The 17,532-nt window shown below is 67.8% G+C and carries 11 protein-coding genes and 1 pseudogene; 4 read left to right on the top strand and 8 right to left on the bottom strand.

Features of this window, described 5'->3' with window-relative positions; translation table 11 throughout:
• Positions 1 to 13: 13 nt before the first annotated feature.
• Positions 14 to 1,996, bottom strand: coding sequence for a beta-propeller domain-containing protein (locus IPG97_01950; GenBank protein MBK6855345.1), 1,983 nt, complete (start codon positions 1,994 to 1,996; stop codon positions 14 to 16).
• A gap of 331 nt (positions 1,997 to 2,327) precedes the next feature.
• Complete coding sequence (locus IPG97_01945) at positions 2,328 to 4,025, bottom strand: acyl-CoA synthetase (protein ID MBK6855344.1); 1,698 nt, start codon at positions 4,023 to 4,025, stop codon at positions 2,328 to 2,330.
• Between the two features lie 230 nt (positions 4,026 to 4,255).
• Here IPG97_01945 and IPG97_01940 point away from each other — a divergent pair, with 230 nt between their 5' ends.
• Both IPG97_01940 and IPG97_01935 read left to right on the top strand, forming a co-directional pair.
• Positions 4,256 to 5,440, top strand: a complete 1,185-nt coding sequence (locus tag IPG97_01940) for a CoA transferase (protein MBK6855343.1) — start codon at positions 4,256 to 4,258, stop codon at positions 5,438 to 5,440.
• Between the two features lie 101 nt (positions 5,441 to 5,541).
• Positions 5,542 to 7,842 carry an acyl-CoA dehydrogenase gene (locus IPG97_01935; protein ID MBK6855342.1) on the top strand — a complete coding sequence of 767 codons (2,301 nt, stop codon included), beginning with the start codon at positions 5,542 to 5,544 and terminating at the stop codon, positions 7,840 to 7,842.
• 28 nt (positions 7,843 to 7,870) lie between these two features.
• Here IPG97_01935 and IPG97_01930 read toward each other — a convergent pair whose 3' ends face one another.
• Entirely contained in the window at positions 7,871 to 9,271 is a 1,401-nt protein-coding gene (locus IPG97_01930; protein ID MBK6855341.1) for an NAD(P)/FAD-dependent oxidoreductase, read from the bottom strand.
• Positions 9,272 to 9,468: 197 nt separating this feature from the next.
• Between IPG97_01930 and IPG97_01925 the strand changes: the two genes are divergently transcribed.
• Entirely contained in the window at positions 9,469 to 10,536 is a 1,068-nt protein-coding gene (locus IPG97_01925; protein MBK6855340.1) for a DUF1624 domain-containing protein, read from the top strand.
• Between the two features lie 133 nt (positions 10,537 to 10,669).
• Here the strand turns inward: IPG97_01925 and IPG97_01920 are convergent, their stop codons facing one another.
• The 5 genes and pseudogenes from IPG97_01920 to IPG97_01900 form a co-directional block, all read right to left on the bottom strand.
• A complete protein-coding gene (locus tag IPG97_01920) occupies positions 10,670 to 11,362 on the bottom strand; it encodes a class I SAM-dependent methyltransferase (protein ID MBK6855339.1) in 693 nt (230 codons plus the stop codon).
• Positions 11,359 to 12,299: pseudogene (locus IPG97_01915) on the bottom strand (glycosyltransferase family 2 protein). The gene IPG97_01920 and the pseudogene IPG97_01915 overlap by 4 nt, the downstream one beginning before the upstream one ends.
• Positions 12,300 to 12,330: 31 nt before the next feature.
• Entirely contained in the window at positions 12,331 to 12,969 is a 639-nt protein-coding gene (locus IPG97_01910; protein ID MBK6855338.1) for a class I SAM-dependent methyltransferase, read from the bottom strand.
• Between the two features lie 63 nt (positions 12,970 to 13,032).
• A complete protein-coding gene (locus tag IPG97_01905; GenBank protein MBK6855337.1) occupies positions 13,033 to 15,150 on the bottom strand; it encodes a hypothetical protein in 2,118 nt (705 codons plus the stop codon).
• A 133-nt stretch (positions 15,151 to 15,283) separates the two neighbouring features.
• On the bottom strand, positions 15,284 to 16,504 hold the full coding sequence (locus tag IPG97_01900; protein MBK6855336.1) for an acetyl-CoA C-acetyltransferase: 1,221 nt from the start codon (positions 16,502 to 16,504) through the stop codon (positions 15,284 to 15,286).
• A 130-nt stretch (positions 16,505 to 16,634) separates the two neighbouring features.
• Here IPG97_01900 and IPG97_01895 point away from each other — a divergent pair, with 130 nt between their 5' ends.
• Entirely contained in the window at positions 16,635 to 17,510 is an 876-nt protein-coding gene (locus IPG97_01895; GenBank protein MBK6855335.1) for a transcriptional regulator, read from the top strand.
• Positions 17,511 to 17,532 lie beyond the last annotated feature (22 nt).

Here is a 17,532-nt window from a genome sequence, read left to right as displayed (position 1 = left end):
GGCTTCGCCGAGGTCAATCGAGCGACAGGGTGGCCCTTGAGTTGCCGTCGCCGTCCACCACCACCAGTTGGGTTCCGGCCAGCACGCCCCAGCCGTCGGCAGCGGGGATCACTCGGGAGATCGGTTCGACAGCTTGGACCGGGACCCGGTCATCCACCATCAGCCGACCACCGGACATGGCCAGCACCACCACCTCGCTGGGGGTGGCGTAGGGCCGGCCGTAGGACGAGTCGTCACAGCCGGCGACCCCGCAGACCTCGCCGACTCCGGCCATGGGGCTACCCCAGGAAGTGGCGGGGACGGCGAAACGGCCCCCGCCAAGGTCCACGAAGGCGTGGTGGTCATAGACCACCGGGGAGTCGTCACCCAGCACGATCGAATCGATCAGCACCGGCGAGGCGGGGTCGGAGACGTTGAACAACTTGGCCGACGCCCGGCCCGACTCATCGGGCCCGAAGCCGACCACCTCGGTGGCCGACACCGGATGGAGGTAGGCGCTGAAGCCGGGGAGCTTCAGCTCGCCCACCACCTTGGGATCGGTCGGGGTGGACAGGTCGATCACGTAGAACGGGTCGGTCTGGAGGAACGTCACGGCGTAGGCGGTGGTCCCGTCGAAGCGGATGCCGTAGAGGGACTCACCGGGAAGTCCGAATCTGGGGGTTCGGCCCACGACGTCCAGAGCACCGTCGGTGTCGAGGACCACTATCTCGTTGAGCGCCTCACCGGGCGTCGGCTCGGGGACCGGTTCGGGCAGCGGGATCTCGGGGATGGTCTCGACCACCGTGGTCGGAACCGAGGTCTCGGGCACGCTGGTTCCCGGATCGGTGGGTTCGGGAACGGTGGGTTCTGGGATCGCCGGGTCCGGGGTGGTGGTATCGGGCGAGGACGGCTCGGGGACCGTTTCGGTTGGAAGCTCCTCGGCGACGATGGTTGCGCCCACCGTGGCGATGTCCCCCGAGCCAACACCCTCGTCGGCGGGGGCGGGCACCTCTGTGGGTCGGGGCTCGGGCAGGTCTTGTTCGACGACGGCACCATCGGGGATGGCGCTGCCTATTCCGCCGTCACCCTCGACGGGCATGGGCATCCCCACGAATCCCCCTGCCATCGACACCGCCACCCGCAAGAAGCCATCGTGCTCAGACATGGAGAAGTCGTTGAGCAGGGAGCCCTGAACCTGGCCTGATCCGGTGTGGGTGAGGCTGGCCAAGTCGAAGCGGTGAAGCCCGGTGCTCTGCGCTCCGGTCTGGGGGTCCCAGGTGGGGGTGGCCAAGAAGGCAGCATCGGCGGTGACGTGAACCAGGCTGCCCGAGCCGACCACCTCGGTGGCCCGCACCGGTTGGAGCGGACCGGTTACCGGCAGCACCGCCAGCAACGTGGCCGACGCCTGGGCCGGGCCGGTGGGATGCAGCACCTGGTCGCAGGGCACGGCTTCTCCGGCGAAGGGCAGGGAGCCCAAGTCGTCGCCCGAGCCGGTCGTGGCTTCGGGGGCGATGGCGTCGGGGGCGATGGCTTCAGCATCGTCGCCTCGACCTACCCCGACGCCTGGTTCCTCATACACCACCGGGCCGTCGAAGCCGTCGGTGGCGACCACCAGCAGCTCCCCGCCCTGGCGACGGGCCGACACCAACATGCCGTGCGCGCTCCACGTGCCATCCTCGGTGAGCGAGTCGGTGGCCACCACGAAGCGCTGGACCTGAACCGTTCCTTCATCGGAGGTGCCGACCGCCCAGGCCACGCCGGCGTCGGCGTCGTAGGTCACCTGGGCACCCCAGGCTACGGTGGCCCGGGCCACCAGAGCGGCGTCACCGAGGTCGGCTACCGCCAAGGTCTGCCCGCCCACCACCAGAGCCCGGTCGCCGCCGAGGCGTTCCACCAGATCGGGTTCGTCGATGCCTTCAACGACGACGTTGGTGCCGTCCCCCTCGGGGGCCTGAGCCAGTGACTCCTCGGCGCGTCCCGCGGCCGCTCCGGCACCGGCCACCGCCTCGCTCTCCATGGCGGCATCGGCGGCTGGGGCCGCGGCGATGGTGGACTCGACGGGGCGCCGATCTCGTTGAAAACCTCTCGGGCGCTTTGATCCAACTGTTCTTGACCCCAAGCGCTCAGCTCGGAACACGAGCTGAACGCGGCCAGGCCCGATGCCTCGACCGGGGTCTCACCTCCCAGCACGATGACGCCGGCAACCAGGGCCGCCGCGGCAGAAGCCGCCGCCACCCCCAGCAGGCCACGGCGGGGACGACTCGGAGGGTTCAAGGTGTCGCTCATGTCGGTTGTGACGTCGGCCGGCTCCGGTCGGTTCCCGGACGGCCCCGACTGCGCCAGACCGGTCAGGAACCGACCTGGTCCTCCGCCGTCTCACGGGCCCAGCGGTAGTCGGCCTTGCCCGCCGGTGAGCGCAGCACCTCGTCCACCAGCACCAGGTGCTTGGGCAGTTTGTAACCGGCCAACGTGGCCCGCAGGTGGTCCCGCAGTTCATCGAGCGTCGGGGGTTGTTCCGGGTTGGCCGGGGAGACCACCGCGGTGACCACGCTGCCCCACCGTTCGTCGGCCACGCCGACCACCAAGACGTCGGTGACCTTGGGATGGTCGACGATCTGGGCTTCCACCTCTTCAGGAAAGACCTTCTCACCCCCGGTGTTGATGCACTGCGATCCGCGACCGAGGAGTTGGATGGTGCCGTCGGCCTCCACGGTGGCCATGTCTCCGGTGAAGCAGTACCGGACCCCATCGATCTCCACGAACGTCTCGGCCGTCTTGACCGGGTCGTTCAGGTAGCCGACGGGGAGGCGCCCGCTGTTGGCAACCCGGCCCTCTCGTCCCGAACCGGGCTCCACCTCGTGCAGGTCGAGGTCGAACACCTTGGTGCCGGGAGCGGGAGCGAAGCGGGTCAGACCGGCCCCGACCTCGCCGGCCTGGAGGCGCTGGGACCCCTGCACGCCGCTCTCGGAGGAACCGAATCCGTCCACGATGGCTCGCCCTGGGAACAGCTCGGCGAACCTGGCCTTGAGGGCGGCGGAGATCGGCCCTCCACCGTTGGAGATGGCAAAGAGGTTGGTCACGTCCCAACGGTCGGGGTGCTCCTCCCAGGCCTTGACCAAGGGTCGACCCACGGCGTCACCGATGACGGTCAGCGAATTGACCCCCTCGTCCGCCACTGCATCCCACACCGCCTCAGGATCGAGACTCCCCGGCATGAGCACCGTGGTCCCGCCCGCCAGCAGCCACGACCAGGTGGTCCATTGGGCGGCGGCGTGCATCAACGGGGCCAGCGGCAGGTACACGAACCCGGCGACCATGCGATCGATGACCTCGGAAGGGTCGCCGACCGGCCCGAGCAGGCGCATCGGGTCGCCGCCGCCGATGCAGGCGAAGTAGGCGTCGTCCTGACGCCACACCACGCCCTTGGGCCGCCCGGTGGTTCCGCCGGTGTACATCAGGTAGAGGTCTTCACCAGAACGGCCTTCGGTGACCACCGGGTCGGGCGAGGATGCGGCCAGGGCTTCCTCGTAGCCCACCGCCCCGGGCAGGTCGACGGGGTCGGGGTCCGAATCGGTGGGGACAGGGTCGTCCACCACCAGGATCGCCTTCATGTCGGCTACGGAATCGGCCACGGTGGCCACCAGCGCCGTCAGGGACCGGTGAACGACCATGGCCACCGAGCCCGAATCCTCCAGCAGGGCGCGCAGCTCCTCGCCGGTGTAGCGGTGGTTGATGTTCACGGTGGCCGCTCGAAGGGTGAAGGCGGCGATCATCGCCTCCAGGTAGGCCTGATCGTTCTTGAGGAACAGGGCGACCTTGTCGCCGGGACCCACCCCCGCGGAGCGGAGGTGGTGGGCCAGGCGGTTGGCCCGCTCGGCCAGCTCCCGGTAGGTGGGGCGCTGAGGTCCACACACCAGGGCGGTGCGGCTGGCAGCCCGGGGCCACACCGCTTCCCACAGATCGGCGAAGTTGTAGGTGGTGGGCGGTGGCGTGTCCGCTCCTTCGACCTCGGTCTGCGGATCGGTGGCGCTGGTCCCCTCGCTCATGGCTGACAGTGTGTCAGAAAGCCGGGAACAACGGACCGGCCCCCAGCATCGGCTGAACGGGCCGGGCCAGGAGCCCAGCCCGCCTACCATCCTGACGGACCGTCGGATTTCGGGGCGGCCGCCGCGCCGACTCTCAGCCCCGACCCCTCCACCACACCGAGGACCCGAGCCATGACCGCCACGACCAGCACCGCCGGCCCCTCTCGGGGGTGCGGATCATCGAGAGCTCCATGCTCGGCCCCGCCGCCATCACCACCGCGCTCGCCGACATGGGCGCCGAGGTCATCAAGATCGAGACCCCCTCGGGCGACTACATCCGCCAGATGACCTGGCCCATCGTCGAGGGCGTCTCGCTGATGCACCTCCACGTGAACCGGGGAAAGCGATCCCTCGTGCTCGACCTCCGCACCCCCGAGGGCGTCGAGACCTACCTGGATCTGGTGCGAGACGCCGACGTGGTCATCGAGGCCATGCGACCCGGGGGGCTGGAGAAGCGGGGCCTGGGCTATGACCGCCTCCGAGAGGTCAACCCCCGGATCGTCTTCTGCACCATCTCGGGGTACGGCATGACCGGCCCCTACGCCGACCTACCCAGCCACGGCGTGGCGTACGACGTATGGGCCGGACTGGTCAAGCCTGAGATCACCGAAGACGGGTTCGCCGCCATCCCCGAGCATCCCTCCGTCGGCATCCACGCCGGTCCGTTGTTCGGCGCCCTCGGTGTTCTGGCCGGCGTCATCCAGGCTCGGGCCACCGGGCACGGGGCACGGCTGGAGATCGCCCAGAGCGACGCGGCCGCGGCCATGGACTGGCTGCGCAGCGAGACCTGGAAGGCATACGAGCGTCCCGAGGACGAAGTGACCGGCAACGCCTCGGACAACTACGAGCGGCGAGCACCGGGTACAGCGGGCATGCGCGACGGGGTCCGCTACCAGTTCTATGAAGCCTCCGACCATCAGTACGTGCTCCTCCAGGCGTCCGAGCGCGAGTTCTGGGAGAACTTCTGCCGGGCCGTGGACCGCTACGAGCTGTTCGAAGCCCACCCTGGCGCGAAGTTCGCCGACCACGCGGTCGGCAACGTCGAGCTCCGAGCTCAGCTGCGCGACATCTTCCTGACCCGTACCGCTCGGGAATGGGTGCAGCTCGGCCTGGACGTGAACGTGCCCATCGTGTCGGTCAACACTCCCCAGACCCTGGCTGACGACCCCCAGTTCCAGGACCGTTTCCCCTGGATCCCCGCCGAGGTGCTGGGCTGCGACCAGCTCCCGTCCCCCATCAAGTTCCTCGACGTGGAGATGCCCACCCCCACCAAGGCCCCCACCGTCGGCCAGCACAGCGAAGAGGTGCTGCGCCAGGTCCTCGGCTACGACGACGAGCACATCTCAGCGTTGCGCGACGCCGGCGCCCTGGGCTGAGCCCGGATCAACCGACACCCGGTGGCCCCACTCGACAGGCGGGTGGTGCACCCCGATCCTCGACTGCCGCGCCAACTAGAACACGTTCTAACATCGCGCCCATGCACCTGTCCCACACCGAGGTACAAGACGCCCTGCGCGAGGCCGTGGCCGGCTTCTTGGAAAAGGCTGCCGACGCCGAATCCATCCGCCGGGCCGAACCGCTGGGCTGGGACCCCAAGGTCTGGGACGGCCTGACCGCCATCGGGGTTCCAACGCTGGGCGTGGCCGAGGAACAGGGTGGGTCCGGTGCCACACTGCGCGACCTGGCCGTGGTGGCCGACGCTTGTGGCGCCCGCCTCGCCCCCGCGCCCGTGGTGGAGACGATGGTGGCGGCCCGCCTCCTGGCCCGGGTCGCCGGCACCGATACCTCTGGCGCGGCTGCCTCCGCGCTCGACACGCTGGCCCAGGGCGGGGAACCGGTGGCACTCGCCGTGCGCCCGGCCACAAACGGAGTGGCCACCCTGGTTCCCGGCGCCGCGGTGGCCGATGCGGTGGTGGCCCTCGACGGTGAAGACCTGGTGCTGGTCGTCCGCAACGACCTGCCCGGTTCGCCGTCCAACCTGGGTTCGGCCCCCCTCGCCGACGTCTCGGTCACCGGCGAGGGCTGCACCGTCATCGCGTCAGGCCCCGAAGCGGTAGCCGCCCATGCCATAGCGGTGGACGAGTGGCGCGCCCTCACCGCCCGCTGGTTGGTGGGGTTGGCCCGAGATGCCCAGGCCATCGGCATCCAGTACGCCATCGACCGCAAGCAGTTCGACGTCCCCGTCGGCTCGTTCCAGGCCGTTCAGCACCGCTTCGCCGACCTGGCCACCGACCTCGACGGTGCCGACCTGCTGTCCAACAAGGCGGTGTGGGCGCTGGACGTGGGCGACCCCGTCGCCACCTCGTTCCCCACCATGGCCTTCTGGTTCGCCGGCGACACGGCCCAACGGGTGGCGGCGTGGGCACTGCACGTCCACGGCGGCTACGGGTTCATGGAGGAGTACGACATCCAGCTCCACTTCCGTCGGGCCAAGGCCACCCGGCTGTTGCTGGGCGACCCCCGACGTGAGCTCCAAGCCCTAGCCGAGCTCCTGTGGGGAGACGAGGCCACCGGCCCGATCCCGGGCTCGGCGTTCCGACCCACCCACGGCACCGGCTCCGTCGACTCTCCGGCCCAGGCCACCGGCGACGACGGCGGCGGCTTCGACTTCCGTCTCGGCCCCGATGTCGAGGCCTTCCGGTCCGAGGTGCGGGCCTTCCTGGCCGAGCACGTGACCGAAGAAGTGATCGAGACCGCGCACCACACCGGCACCATCCACGACTGGGGCCTGCACACCAAGATGGCCGAAGCGGGCTGGATCTCGGCCGGTTGGCCCGCCGAGTTCGGGGGCCAGGGCCGTTCCCCGCTGGAGATGAACTCCCTGTCCGAAGAGATGTACCTCTCCGGTGCTCCGGTCGACGGCCTCGGGGTGGCCTCGCTGGTAGCCCACACCCTGCTCATCGACGGCACCGAGTGGCAGAAGCAGACGATCATCCCCGAGATCCTCTCGGGCCGGGCCATGTGCTGCCTCGGCTACAGCGAGCCCGATGCCGGCTCCGACGTGGCGTCGGTGGCCACCAAGGCCGTCCGCGACGGCGACCAGTGGACCATCAACGGCCAGAAGATGTTCACCACCCTGGCCCACGAGGCCCACTACGTGTTCCTGCTCACCCGCACCAACACCGAGGTGGCCAAGCACAAGGGCCTCACCATGTTCGTGGTGCCGATGGACACCCCCGGCATCTCCTTCACCCCGGTCCACACCATGGGCGGCGAGCGGACCAACATCACCTACTACGACGACGTCAAGGTCGACGACCGCTACCGCGTGGGCGAAGTGGACGGAGGCTGGAAGGTCATGATGACCGCACTGGTCTTCGAGCGGAACTCCGCCTGGTATGGCGAGCTCGTCCGCCTCCTCGACCACGGCCTCACCTGGGCCCGAGATGCCCTGTCCCCCGACGGTGGCGTCATGATCGACGACCCCCTGGTACGGGAACGACTGGCTCGAATCGCCATCGGCAACGAGGTGTCCAACCTCTTGGGCTGGAGGGCGGCGTGGATGGCTGCCAACCACACGCTGCCCGGTGTGGAAGGCACGATGGCCAAGTTGTTCACCACCGAGCACTACCAGTTCGCCGGCAACGAACTGATCGACGCGTTGGGTGCCGACGGGCTTCGCCGCCACGGCGATCCCAGCGCCGGAGCTGACCTGGCCCACGGCTGGATAGAGGCCATCTACCGCCACTGCCAGGTCACCACCATCTACGGCGGTACCAGCGAGGTCCTCCGCGGCATCATCGCCGAGCGCGGCCTCCAACTCCCCCGCAACCGCTGACCGGTCGCCCTCTACGGGCGGCTCCCGGTCAGCGACCCAGATGGGCGAGGGCTCGGTGGGCGGCGTGGAAACCGGCCATGCCGTGCACGCCCGCCCCCGGCGGGGTAGACGCCGAGCACAGGAACATCCCCGCTATCCCGGTGTCATAGGGGTGGAACGTGACCCGCGGCCGGAACGCGAGCTGGATCGGGTCGTTGGCTCCGGCGGCCACGTCACCGCCCACGTAGTTCGGGTTGTGCCGAGCCAAGTCGGTGGTGGAACGGACAGCCAAACCCACGATGCGATCCCTCACACCCGGAGCGAACCGCTCCAGTTGGTCGATCACCGCCTCGGTGGCGTCACCGGTCCAACCGGCCGGGACATGGGCATAAGCCCAGACCGGGTGTACATCACCGACCGACCGGCCGGGATCAGCCAGGTACTGCTGGGCCACGAGCACGAAGGGACGCACCGGCATCTGCCCCCGATGGATGGCCGACTCGGCCGCCGCCACCTCCTCGAACGTGCCTCCCAGGTGAACGGTGCCAGCCCGGCCGACGTGTTCGTTGACCCACGGCACCCCTCCCTGCACCGCCAGGTCCACCTTGAACGCGCCCGGCCCGTAGCGGAACCGCTGATACGCCCGCCGGATACGGGGAGGCTGATGTTCGCCGGCGATTCGGGCGAAGGCGGGCGGGCCGACGTCGAAGATCGCCACCCGGTGCGGCGGTAGGTCGTCGAAGGAGCGCACCTCCCTACCCGTCTCGATGATGCCCCCGGCCGCGGTCACCACCGATGCGAGGGCGTCGGTGATGGACCGTGATCCCCCCTCGGCCACCGGCCAGCCGTAGCGGTGGCCCATGGCCACGAACATCATCCCGGCCGAGGCGGTCACCGGTTGGGTCAACGGTCGGTAGACGTGGGCGGCGATACCGGCGAAGAGGGCTCGAGCTTCTGGTGTCTGCCATCGCCGAGCCACCCCGGATGCCGGCCTCACCGCCGACAGCCCGAAGCGGGCCAACGTCGCGGGGTGGCGGGGAATGCGGGCGAGCGGACCGAGAACATCACCGGCCAGTTCGGGGGCGCGGGCGGTGAGCGGTGCGAACGTCGACCGCCAGCGCCTGCCGTCGACGGCCATGTTGTCGGCGGTGTCATCGAGGGACCGGAACAAGACGCCGGCCCGGCCACCGTCGAGAGGGTGAGCCACATCTACCGGCGCGTAGCGCCAGGCCAGGCCGTGCTCCTGCAGACCCAACTCGGCAAAAGCCGGCGACGCCACCCCGAAGGGATGGACCGCTGAGCAGACATCATGGGACAGGCCCGGCACCGTCAACTCGGCTGTGTGGGTTCCGCCGCCGATCTCAGCCGACGCCTCCAGGACCTGGACCGACCATCCCGCTCGGGCCATCACCGCGGCCGCGGTCAGCCCGTTGGGCCCCGAGCCGACGATGACCACGTCGACAGGTTCCCCCGACGACCTGCGACCAGCTATTGAACCGGCGGCGTTCACCTCGGCGACGCTAACGCTCCCATCCAGCTATCGGGGTCAGGTGATCGAACGACAATGAAGGGCGCTCGATCCACCTTCGGAGGACGGGTGCCGGGCGGGCACAATGGCGCATCGCCAAGCTGACCTCCGCCCTTCGGGTGAACCTCCCCTCGAGCCGGCTGGTGGGAATCGATCTGGCCCGGGCCCTTGCCCTGGCCGGGATGATCGCCACCCACCTGTACCACCCGCTCTATGACCGCGAGATCTCTCTTGCCCATCGGTTGGCCGCTGGTCGGGCATCGGCGCTCTTCGCGGTGCTGGCCGGGCTCAGCCTTGCCCTCATGACCGGAGGCACCTCCCCGGTGAAAGGCCGGGAGCGAACGGCTCGCTCGGTAGGGCTGGTAGTCCGTTCGGTACTCCTCTACGCCATTGGAATCGGTCTGACCCATGCCGGCACCCCCATTGCGGTGGTGCTCCAGAGCTATGCGGTGATCATGGTGACGATGTTGCCGTTCTTGGGCTGGCGTCCCCGGAACCTGGCCATCCTGGCCGGAGCCTGGGTGGTGGCTGGACCGCTGCTTCTGGTCTGGGTGATGTCGTGGTGGCCGAACTGGAGCGTCACCGGATGGGGCACGGTCACCGAACACCTCCAGGGCATCTACCCGTTCTTGGTGTGGATCACCTACTTCTGGGTTGGCTTGGCCATCGGTAGGACCGACCTTCGCCGTCGGGCCACAGCAATCTGGCTCGCAATCGGAGGCGCGGCCCTGACCGTCACCGCCGTGGCCATCTCGGATCGACTGGTCTACCGGGCCGGGGTGCTCGAGGAACTGGCCCAGGACGTGGGGACCCAGGACCTCGACTACCTCGACTTCCAGCTCGACTACGGGCTACCCGGCTTCATCCCCGGTGGATCCAATTGGTGGTTGGCGGTCAGCGCCGCCCACTCGGGCACCCCGTTCGAGCTGGCCACCACCATCGGCAGTGCCCTGGCGGTGATCGGCGTCTGCCTGCTGATGGCCCGTGTGCTGCCTCGAGCCACCGCGATCATCTCCGGGGCCGGTGCCATGAGCCTCACCATCTACACCCTGCATGCGCTGGCAATGTCGGAGAAATTCTGGCCCCCCGAGGAAACCCGCAGCTTCTGGATCCAGATCGCAGCCTTTGCCGTGCTCGGAGCCGCCTTCCGCCTGGCCGGCCTCAAAGGCCCCTGGAGTGGGCGGTAGCCCGCGCCTCCGGTCTGACCGCGTCGCTGGTGCGACGCGGTCAGACCCGCCACCTGACGGACCACCTAGGCAGAGCTTTTCGACAGATCGCGGCTGAGGCAGTTCGAGACGTGAGCGACGTAGGTCGCTGAAGTCATCGGGGCCGGCGGGCCGCCTCGTAGTGCTGGGCACCGATCGGTAGGCGCCACAACCGCTGATCCACTCGTCTCGCCCACCCACCGGCGAAGGGCAGAAAGAGTATGTAGCGGCTCTCGATCGGTTCCATGCCAGCGTCGACCAACAGCCGCTTGGCCTCGGCGCGGGAAAGCAGTTCGACTCCCTCGTCGAACTCACACCTGCTCACCGCCACCCGGGTCAGCGGGTTGAAAGGGTTGTGTTCGAACACAGCCACGATCCCGCCAGGCCTGACAACGCGGGTCATCTCCCGGGTGAAGGCCAGCCGGTCGGGGGTCTCGACGTGGTGCAGCACACAAATGGTGAAAGCCATGTCGAAGGCCCCATCCGGGTACGGCAAGCGGTGACCGTCGAACACGGCATAGTTGACGGCGGGGTTGTCCAACCCGGCCCGTGCCACAGCCTCGCCGGACACGTCGACCCCGTGAAGCTCCCCGAAGACTCCGCCAAGGGCGGCATCGGTGACGCCCACCCCGCAGCCGACGTCGAGCACCCGCATCCGCTCCAGGTCGCCGAGGTGTCGGCGGGACAGATCGACCAGATGGTCGGCCTTGCAGCGAGCGAAGAACTCCACGTCCTGACCGCTGAATGAGACCGAGGCGCTGACCTCGTCGGAATAGCTCCGGGCGTGCCGGTCGAACTGCGCGGTCATGGTCGACTGTCGGTACGAACGACTTCGCGGACGAGGTAGAGCGGCCGCTGCTTCACCTCGTCGTAGATGCGGGCGATGTACTCACCGATCACGCCGAGCACCACCAGTTGAACCCCGCCGATGACCCCCATCGGAACCACGATCGAGGCCCACCCTGGCACCACGTCGAAGGATGCGATCTTGGCCACCACCCCGAACCCGGCGGCCAGCACCGACACGAACGACACGAAGAACCCCAGCATCATCACCAGGCGAAGCGGGACGGTAGAGAACGACACGATGCCATCGGCGGCGAAGGCCAACATCCGTCGCATCGGGAACTTGGTGACCCCAGCATGTCGGGCTTCGCGGACGTAGCGCACCCCGACCTGGTCGTATCCGACCCAGGCGAACATACCGCGCAGGTACCGCCGGTGTTCGGGCATGGCGTTGACTGTGTCCACCACCCGCCGATCGACCAAGCGGAAATCTCCGGCGTCGCGCGGGATCTCGACGTCGCTCATCCGCCCCAGCACCCGGTAGAACCACCGTGCCGTGGCCAGCTTGGTCCGTGACTCCCCGTACGCTCGTCACGCACGGCGTAGACGACCTGGAACCCCTCCCGCCACTTGTCGACCAGGGCCAACACCACCTCGGGCGGGTCCTGGAGATCGGCGTCCATGATGATCACCGCATCCCCGGATGCATGCTCCAGGCCCGCGCTGATGGCCATCTGGTGACCGAAGTTTCGGGTGAGGCGAACCACCACGTAGCGAGGGTCAGCATCGCTCAGCGACCGCATGATCTCGAAGGAAGCATCAGTGGAGCCGTCGTCCACCAGCACGACCTCGGAAGGACCATCGAGCGAATCGAGGATGGGGTCCAAGCGACGGGCCAGCTCGGGCAACGTCTCCTGCTCGTTCAACACCGGGATCACGAAGGAGAACACCGGCGCCATGGCCTCGCACCCTACAGCCGCCACCGGCAACCTAGGGGTGGGCGACGGGCCGGGGCTCGGAAGCCCTGAGGATCACCATCGTGTAGGGGATCCTCAGGGTCTTGTGGTCCACATCCACCTCGATCACCTCGAAGGACGCGGAACCCAGAGCGGCATAGGCATCTGGGGTGCGCACGTCCTGGCCTCGATCGTGATCCAAGAGGAACCGGGCCATCCGGCTCTGTCCTTCCACGTAACCGCCGTCGACGGTCACGAACTTCCCGCCGGGCCGGAGCACCCGGCTGGCGATGTGAAAGATCGACCGGGCGGTGTCGTCGTCCACGTGGTGGAGCACGCCGTGGGAGAGGACGGCGTCGAACACACCCAGTTCGTCGGGGCTGACCGTTGTCACATCGGCGCAGAAGAACTTCGCGCCACCCCGGCCGTAGCGGTCCTGGGCCTGGGCCACGTAGTGCTCGCTCAGATCGAACCCGACGTAGTCGACGCCGTTCAGATACCGGACCACATCGCCGGGACCGCAACCGATGTCGAGCATTCGGCCACCGCTGGGGATCTCCAGCCGAGCGATGACGTCTTGCCAGAGGCGATGGGAGCCGATGGCCCGCTGATAGGTCTGGTATATCCACGGCGCGGAGAGGATCCGGTGAATACCCGTGGTCTTTTGGCTCATGGCTGGCGTCCTTCCTCATCGGACCGATCCACGACTTGAACTACACGGAACCAGGGTTGCCGGTCAGCCACTTCCGTCTCCCTCGCATCCATCAGGGTCCATGCTCCCGTTGATTCGAAACACCCGTGCGCTGTCTCGCTCGTAGATCTTCTCTGCGGCCGAGTCGCCACCGGTCCATTCCAGGTCGACCACCGGTGTCGTCGTGAACCAGGCGCTGAGCACCACGACGAGGGTGAACCGGCCTTCGTTGATACTGGTGCGCCACTCCTCGCAGGTCTTCGCCGTTCTCCACCCCGATCGCGGTTGGGGTACGCCGATGTACTGCACGTAGTTGGCCTGATCCGGGCCGTACACGGGGTACTGAAGAGGGGTGCCGGCGATACCGATCCGCTCTCCCGAGAAGCGGGAGGACCAACTGAGGTCGATCAGCTTCAGCACACCGGCGTAGTCCTGGTACCGGTTCGAAAGGTAGACGCGTCGAGCCGTGACCGATGCGAGCCCGCCAGCCACCACCAGAACGCAGACGCCCACCATTACGGCTCGGCGATCGAGCCTGGGAAGCCACCGTCTGGCCGCAACCCCCAAGGCGAGCGCCAGAGCAGCCCAACCGATCCACACCAACGACGCCACGCCCCATATGGGTTGGTCGATTGCAGCCTCGAGGTTCTCCTCCCAGTCGCTGGCCTCCACCTGGATCGAAACCAAATAGACACCCAGTACGCCGATCGTGCAGTAGCGCCAAACCGAGGCCCTGCCCCTAGTCGCCGCCGCTGCCGCCACCGCCGAGAGCACGATCCCAGGGGCGAGATACCGGGTTACGACCCCGAAGTACACCAACTTGCCACCAAACCCGAGGATCGCCGGCGTCACCAGGAAGCCGGCAACAGTGATCCCCGCCACCAGGCAGATGATCCGCTGCATTCGAAGCCCGGTGACCAAACCCGCGATCAGCAGGACACCAAGTCCTCCCAGCAGCAGCCACCACAAGGCACCTACCCCTTTGTCCATACCGGGCCAGAGGTAGAGGTCTCGGTCCGACGCGCTACCGAGATGAGCGGCGACGGTCGAGAACTTGGTGAAGATCGGCGTCTTGTGGAACTCGAGGGGTCCCAGGTCGAGTTCCATCTGTGGCAACGGGTTGCCCACGATCACCCAGTTCCTCAGATACCAAAAGGAGCCGGTTACCGCGAGCACGCCAGCCCACAAAGCGCTGACCCGGATTCGAGATTCTCGGGATGATGCGATAACCACGGCCAAGCTCAGCGCACCAACCGGGAGCAGGAACTGGAACTTGGTACCCACCGCGAGCCCGGCCGCTATCGAAGCCAGGGCGAGGGCGGCCCTGTCGAATCGACCTCCGCCCTGGTGTCCGTTGGCGAGCAATGCCAACGAAGCCAGCAGCAGGGCGATGCCCATGGTGTCGTTGTAGGCCCCACCGGGCTGGGTGGCCATCAGGCTTGGGGTGGTGAACCCGATCGCGGCAGCACCCACCGACAGCCAGGAGGTACCGAACGGCCGACCTAGACACCAGGCGGCCATGAGGCCAAAGGCCAGCCATCCGAGGTTCATGAAGACCGACAGGATGTCGATACCCAAGAAGCTCATTCCGATGGCATGGAAGATAGAGCCGTTGCCCGGGAAAAAGGTGGTGAGAGCTTCGTCTTCCAGGTAGTGGAGTGGCGTGATCGAACCGGTTTGCACCCACCTTGCCGCCACCGGAAGGTGGTACCAGAGAGAATCGATGGTGTGGATCCCGTGGTTGAGGGCCCACCAGGTTCGCTGCCCCCACTCCGCGACCACCACGACGACGGCTACCGCGGCAAACCCGAGGTCGAGCCGGTGCAACCTCGGGCTGACCGTCGGAGGTCCGATGTCGGAGGGCTTCGGACCTTCGGGACGAGATGACGCCCGTTCACTTCTGCCCCAGGACCACAGGCCCGCCCCCACCGCGATCAGGCCGACGAAGGCCGGGCCCCGGCCGAACTGACCGACCGATCCGATCACCTGCACAACACCGACCATGCAAGTCAAGGTGATGACGGTTGACGCCAGCGCCAATGGCAGACCGCGCCAGTCCGGCAATAGGCGGCGCGCCGCCCCCCAGGACCCGAAGGCCACGACTCCGACGGCGACGCCAAGCAGGACTAGTCCCGAGGCAAAGGTGATGAAGCTGCTACTCAAGGCCCTCTCCAAAGGTCATCGGCGCGGCAGCCTCGCGTTCAGGGTCCAAAACCGCCTGTGGCTGGTACCCGACAATCGGATACCAGCCACAGCGTAGATCGCTAGCTCGGGCGACAGGTCCCGAGCCTCGACGTCAGGAGAGGCGCTCGATGATCATGGCCATGCCCTGGCCGCCACCCACGCACATGGTCTCCAGGCCGATGGTCTTGTCGTCCTTCTGAAGGCCGTTGATCAGCGTGTTGATGATGCGGGCGCCGGTCATGCCGAAGGGGTGGCCGATGGCGATGGCGCCGCCGTTCACGTTGAGCTTGTCCCACTCGATGCCGAGCTCACGGGCCGACGGGATGACCTGGGCCGCGAACGCCTCGTTGATCTCGACCAGGTCGACATCGTCGATGGTCATCCCGGCCCGGGCCAGAGCCTGGCGGGAAGCCTCGATCGGGCCCAGGCCCATGATCTCGGGATCCAGACCCGACACACCCGAAGAGACCACGCGGGCCAGCGGGGTGAGGCCCAGAGCCTTGGCGCGCGTGTCGCTCATCACGACCACGGCCGCCGCGCCGTCGTTGAGGGGGCAGGCGTTTCCGGCGGTGACGGTACCGTCGGGGCGGAACACCGGCTTCAGGCCAGCTAGACCCTCGGCAGTCGTGCCGGCCCGGATGCCGTCGTCCTTGGTGACGATCACCTCGTTGCCCTCGTCGTCGGTGGTGGTGACCGGGGTGATCTCGTTCTCCCAGAAACCGCTCTCGAGCGAGGCGGTGGCCCGCTGCTGGGAAAGGGCCGCGAACTGGTCCTGCTCCTCACGGGTGACACCCTTGTAGCTGGCGACGTTCTCGGCGGTCTGACCCATGGCGATGTAGACATCGGGAAGGCCACCATCGAAGGGGGTCCATGCTCCCTGGCCACCACCGGAGAGCTCACCGGTGCGGGCCACGGCCGCAGCATGCTTGGGGTTCTGAGGGCCGCTGTCGGCGAAGCCGTATACGAAACGGCTCACGGTCTCGACGCCGGCGGCGATGAACACGTCTCCCTCGCCGGCCTTGATGGCCTGAGCGGCCATGCGGACCGACATCAGCGACGACGAGCAGTAGCGGTTCACGGTCACACCGGGAACCGTGGGCATTCCGGCCTGGATGGCGACGATGCGAGCCAGGTTGTAGCCGGCCTCGCCGGCGGGCTGGCCGCAACCCAAGATCAGGTCCTCGACCGTGTTGCGATCCAACTCGGGGATCTTGTTGAGGGCGGTGTCGACGATGAACGCAGTGAGGTCATCGGGCCGCTCGTTCTTGAGCGAACCCTTCTGGGCCCGGCCGATGGGCGTACGGGCGACGGAGACGATGACGGCTTCGGGCATGGGTGGGCTCCTCTTTCGCTACCCCTGTGGTGGCCCTCTGTCTAGCAAGTGCCCTCGCGGACTCCTGAATCGACCCCCCGTTCGCTCGACCGGCTTGACCGGGTGCGATCAGCCGGTGAGCATTGCGGTCGTGAGAGTCACGGCCGTGGAAATTCCGACCAGAGTGCTGGTGTTCGGCATGGTCCGGCCCGACGGTTCGATCGATGGTCCCGATCTCTACGGCGTGGCCGAGGCATGCGGCCACACCGACGAGCAGCTTCGCTCGTGTCTCCGGAGGCTGGTGACCGAGGGCCTGCTCGTTCGCGAGGGAAGCGGGCGCCAGGCCAGCTACCGCACAACCCCTCGCGGCAACGAGCTCCACCTCGGCTCGATGCGACGCCACGAGATGGCCTACCGACAAGACAGCCGCGGTCAGGGCTGGGACGGCACCTGGCACCTGGTGGCCTTCGCCGTTCCCGAGAACCTGCGGTCGGCCAGAGACCGACTGAGAGACCGACTCCTCGACGAGGGTGGGGCACCGATCAACAACGGGATGTACGTGTCACCCCATCCATGGGAGGAGGAGGTTCGGGCCCTGGCGGCTGAGCTGAACGTGGCTGATCGCCTCACCCTGGCCAGCACCCAGGACCTGGAGGTGGGCGGGGTGAAGTCAGCCCGCGACCTGGCTCGCTCGTTGTGGCCCGTCGATGAGATCGCGGCCGCCTACAGCCGTTTCGTCACCGATCACGAGGACGTGGTTCCCACGCTGGAGAAGCTGAGGGCCCGCCGGGACCGCATCGCCGACACCGACTTCCTACCGGGGGCTCTGCGCATGGTCATCGCCTTCCAGGAGGTGTTCATTCGTGACCCCTTGCTGCCACCTGAGCTTCTGCCCCGCCCGTGGCCGGGCCGGGCCGCCCGTGAGCTCTTGTTGACGAGCCGACGTCTGGCACTGCGCCTCCGCGCCGAACATGAGCGGCCAGCGTTGTTCGCCGCTTTCGATCAGTTCGCCAACTCGACACCCTGATCCAGGGCTGACCGTCGCGGCC

This window comes from Microthrixaceae bacterium, from assembly GCA_016702505.1.
Lineage (GTDB): Bacteria > Actinomycetota > Acidimicrobiia > Acidimicrobiales > Iamiaceae > Aquihabitans.
The sequence above is the reverse complement of the archived record's forward strand: the minus strand, read 5'-3'. Positions and strand labels throughout refer to the sequence as shown.

Coding starts and splice junctions, on each gene's coding strand:
- IPG97_01940 (MBK6855343.1), top strand. CDS start 4,256: ATGCTCGGCCCCGCCGCCATCACCACCGCGCTCGCCGACATGGGCGCC.
- IPG97_01935 (MBK6855342.1), top strand. CDS start 5,542: ATGCACCTGTCCCACACCGAGGTACAAGACGCCCTGCGCGAGGCCGTG.
- IPG97_01900 (MBK6855336.1), bottom strand. CDS start 16,504: ATGCCCGAAGCCGTCATCGTCTCCGTCGCCCGTACGCCCATCGGCCGG.
- IPG97_01910 (MBK6855338.1), bottom strand. CDS start 12,969: ATGAGCCAAAAGACCACGGGTATTCACCGGATCCTCTCCGCGCCGTGG.
- IPG97_01920 (MBK6855339.1), bottom strand. CDS start 11,362: ATGACCGCGCAGTTCGACCGGCACGCCCGGAGCTATTCCGACGAGGTC.
- IPG97_01945 (MBK6855344.1), bottom strand. CDS start 4,025: ATGAGCGAGGGGACCAGCGCCACCGATCCGCAGACCGAGGTCGAAGGA.
- IPG97_01950 (MBK6855345.1), bottom strand. CDS start 1,996: ATGGAGAGCGAGGCGGTGGCCGGTGCCGGAGCGGCCGCGGGACGCGCC.